Here is a 3,296-nt window from a genome sequence, read left to right on the forward strand (position 1 = left end):
GGCGGAGGGTGGCCCCCTTCCACCCGTTGGCGCACTTGAATCGAGGAACAAGGATCGGCCTTCCTCTGAGTTGGGTGATCCCAAGGGGCACCACCAAGCGGCTACAACATCCCATCTCAAGCTTCCGGGAGAAAGTGGGGAATACTGGCAGTTGAGGGTTTTGCGGTGGGTCGGCTTTGGTTTGGCTAGTTGGCCTCAGCTTGTTTGGTAGCGCTTTTTGCCTCTTCTGGGGACAGTTGTTGGTGGGCAAGTTGCTGCTGCCGCTGTGGGGGGGATCCCCCCTGGTGTGGAATACCTGCCTGGCCTTTTTTCAGGCCACCCTGCTTTTGGGCTACCTGTGGGCAGACCGGCTGGGGCGCGGGCTCAATCCCAGGATGGGGGTGCTGATCCACGGGATCTTGCTGCTGGTCGGGCTGAGGCTTCTGCCCTTTCAGCTGGGGATCCCCGGCCAACCGGAAGGATGGTGGCCCCCTCTCGCTCTGTTGGCAGACTTGACTTTGGGAGCTGGGGTGCCGCTGTTTCTCCTGTCGGCGACGACGCCGTTGCTGCAACGGGGGTTGGCGGCAAGAGGGGTCGCGGGTCAACGGGAGGCTTTGGATCCCTATTTTCTCTATGTGGCCAGCAATGCCGGCAGCTTGGGCGGGCTGCTGGGGTACCCGCTGGTGTTGGAGCCTCGTCTGCCTTTGGCTTGGCAAACTCTCCTGTGGACGGGATCCTACGCGCTGGTGGCAGCCCTGGTGCTGCTGAGCGGGGTGGGTCTGCTGCTCAGTTGCAACGGCGTTGCCGAGCCACAAGAACGCGGGGCGGATTCCCAGGGCTCCAGCGCTGCTCTGGGGAATTGGGCTGTTTCCTGGCGAGAGCGTTGGCGCTGGGCGGGTCTGGCTTTTTTGCCGGCGGGCCTGTTGGTGGCGGTCACCACCTTGTTGACCACCGACGTGGCGGCGGTGCCCCTGTTGTGGGCCATCCCCCTGGGGATCTATCTGCTGACATTCATGCTGGCTTTCGGGGGGATCCACCCCAATAAGGGGGTTTTGGGAACAACAGCTCTTCTGGCCTGCGGGGCGGTGGGGGTACAGGTCTTGGGCTGGGTGAGGCCGGGTTTTTTGCTTTTGCCGCTGCATCTGACCACCTTTGGGCTGGTGAGCTGGGGCTGCCACAGCCGGTTAGCTTGCCGTCGCCCGCCGGTGGAGCAGTTGACGCAGTTTTACCTGTGGCTGGCTTTGGGGGGGAGCTTAGGGGGAATGTTCTCTGCCCTCTTGGCACCGCAGGTGTTTGAGACAGTGCTGGAATATCCCCTGTTGCTGGGGATGTCGCTGGCCGTGCTGGGGGCTCAGGGGGGGCGGGTGGGCCTGTGGCTGGGGCTGGGGCTGCTCCTGCCCTTGCTGCTGTTGCACTTTCGACCGCAGGCGTTGCTGCAGGTGGGCGCTGGGGTGGGTTTGGCGTTGGGCTGGGCGGTGCTGGCGCTGTTGGTGTCAGGGGAGAGCCGTTCACAGCAGCAGAGCGGAGCCCCTGGCTGGCAGGCCAAGGTCGGTTGGGTGGGAGCAATGGCGGGGTTGGTTGTGCTGCTGGGGCAACCCTGGCTGCAGCCGGGACTGCAGGTGATCCACAGCGAGCGCAGCGCCTTCGGCCTCAACCGGATCGTGGAATACCAAACTGAGCAGGGATCCTTTCGTGGCCTTCTGCACGGCACCACCCTACACGGCAGCCAAAACTTGGACCCGGAAAAAGCGCTGGAGCCGCTGACCTATTTCGCTCGGCCTGGGCCCGTTGGGCAGGTGTTTGCGGCGTTCAGAGCCCAGACTGTGGATCCCATGCCCGCCATTGCCGTATTGGGGCTGGGGATCGGCACGTTGGCCGCCTATGCCGAGCCAGGGGATGAGTGGACGTTTTTCGAGTTGGATCCCACCGTGGTCGATTGGGCGAGCCGCTATTTTTCCTATCTCCGGTGGGCTCAGGCACGGGCGCAGGTGCAGGTCATCCTCGGTGATGCCCGGCTCAGCCTCAAGGGGATCCCAGAGGGCAGCTATGACCTGATGGTGATGGACGCCTTCAGCTCTGACGCAGTGCCGGTGCATTTGCTCACGCAAGAGGCTTTGGCCCTCTACCTGAGCAAGCTCAAGCCCCACGGCTGGCTGCTCTTCAACATCACCAACCGCCACCTCGACCTGGCCCCGCTGTTGGCTGGCCTGGCCGGATCCCTGCAGCTTCACGCTTGGCACCAAGACCACCGGGATCTCTCCCCTGAGCAACGCCAGGCGGGGCTGGCCCCTTCCCACTGGGTGCTGTTATCGCCGCGCGACGCTTCGACGACCGCCTCAGCAGGGCGGAGCCCTTTGGCCCAAAACTCTGGAGTCCTGCAGGAACTGGATCCCTGGCAGCCCCTTTTGCCCCAGGCCGGGGATCCCGTCTGGCGGGATGATTTTTCCAACCTGCTGCAGGTGATCCGTTGGCCCCGGATCCCTTTGCTAAAGGGTATCCAGATCCCCAGTTCTGGATAGGAATCCGGCTGCTATCGCTACGCGACCCTTCGGCAAACGTGTTAGCGTTGCGGAGCAGAAAAGTTAAGGAAATCTTTACAACTCGAAGTTGGTATGAGTTATGATTGTTTGCAACGTAACTGATGTCTGCTCGGGAGTCCGGCCCATGTCTCCTCTACAAGCCCTCACTGGCAATCCTCAAACCACCATGGCTGAAACCTCTGCGGCTCGTTTCGTGGCAATCGGGGGCAGCTTGCGGCCCAATTCCCTGACGTACCAGGCGCTGGAGGTGGCGCGGCGCGAGTTTGAGAAGTTGGGGATCCCGTTGCACATCCTCGATCTGCGGCAGATGAAGTTGCCCTTTGTGGATGGCTCGGAGTCCTATGCGGATTATCCCGATGTGGCAGTCCTACGAGCAACCATGAAGCGGGCGGATGGGATCATCCTAGCCAGCCCGGAGTACCACGGCGGCATCAGCGGCAGCCTGAAAAATGCCCTGGATCTGTTGAGTTTTGAGCAACTGGAGGGTAAGGTCTTTGGGTTAATCAGCGTTTTGGGCGGCGAGAGCAACAGCAATACCCTGAACCAGATGCGCTTGATTGTGCGTTGGGTGCATGGCTGGGTGATCCCAGAGCAAATCGCCATCGGTCGGGCTTGGAACGCTTTTGACGAGCAAGGCAATCTCAAAGACGAGAAGCTACAACAGCGCTTTCAACACTTTGTCCAGAGCTTGGTGACCCATACTCACAAGCTGCGAGGGATCCCAGTGGTGAAGCCTTCCTGAAATTACAGTCATTCCAAACTAGATTGAGACACTCT

General features: G+C 61.4%; 2 protein-coding genes. Both read left to right on the forward strand.

The genetic code is table 11. The features are described 5' to 3' along the window. Nucleotides 1-176 precede the first annotated feature (176 nt). A complete protein-coding gene (locus NW829_RS11915) occupies nt 177-2,498 on the forward strand; it encodes a fused MFS/spermidine synthase (RefSeq protein ID WP_414417168.1) in 2,322 nt (773 codons plus the stop codon). A 145-nt stretch (nt 2,499-2,643) separates the two neighbouring features. Then, nucleotides 2,644-3,261 carry an NADPH-dependent FMN reductase gene (locus tag NW829_RS11920; RefSeq protein WP_255344535.1) on the forward strand — a complete coding sequence of 206 codons (618 nt, stop codon included), beginning with the start codon at nt 2,644-2,646 and terminating at the stop codon, nt 3,259-3,261. Nucleotides 3,262-3,296: the final 35 nt, after the last annotated feature.

The sequence above is a fragment of the Synechococcus sp. R55.8 genome (assembly GCF_047461895.1).
In the GTDB taxonomy this organism is placed as follows: domain Bacteria; phylum Cyanobacteriota; class Cyanobacteriia; order Thermostichales; family Thermostichaceae; genus Thermostichus.

Bases quoted from the DNA above. Each gene is read 5' to 3' on its own strand.
- NW829_RS11920 (WP_255344535.1), top strand. From the start codon at position 2,644: ATGTCTCCTCTACAAGCCCTCACTGGCAATCCTCAAACCACCATGGCT.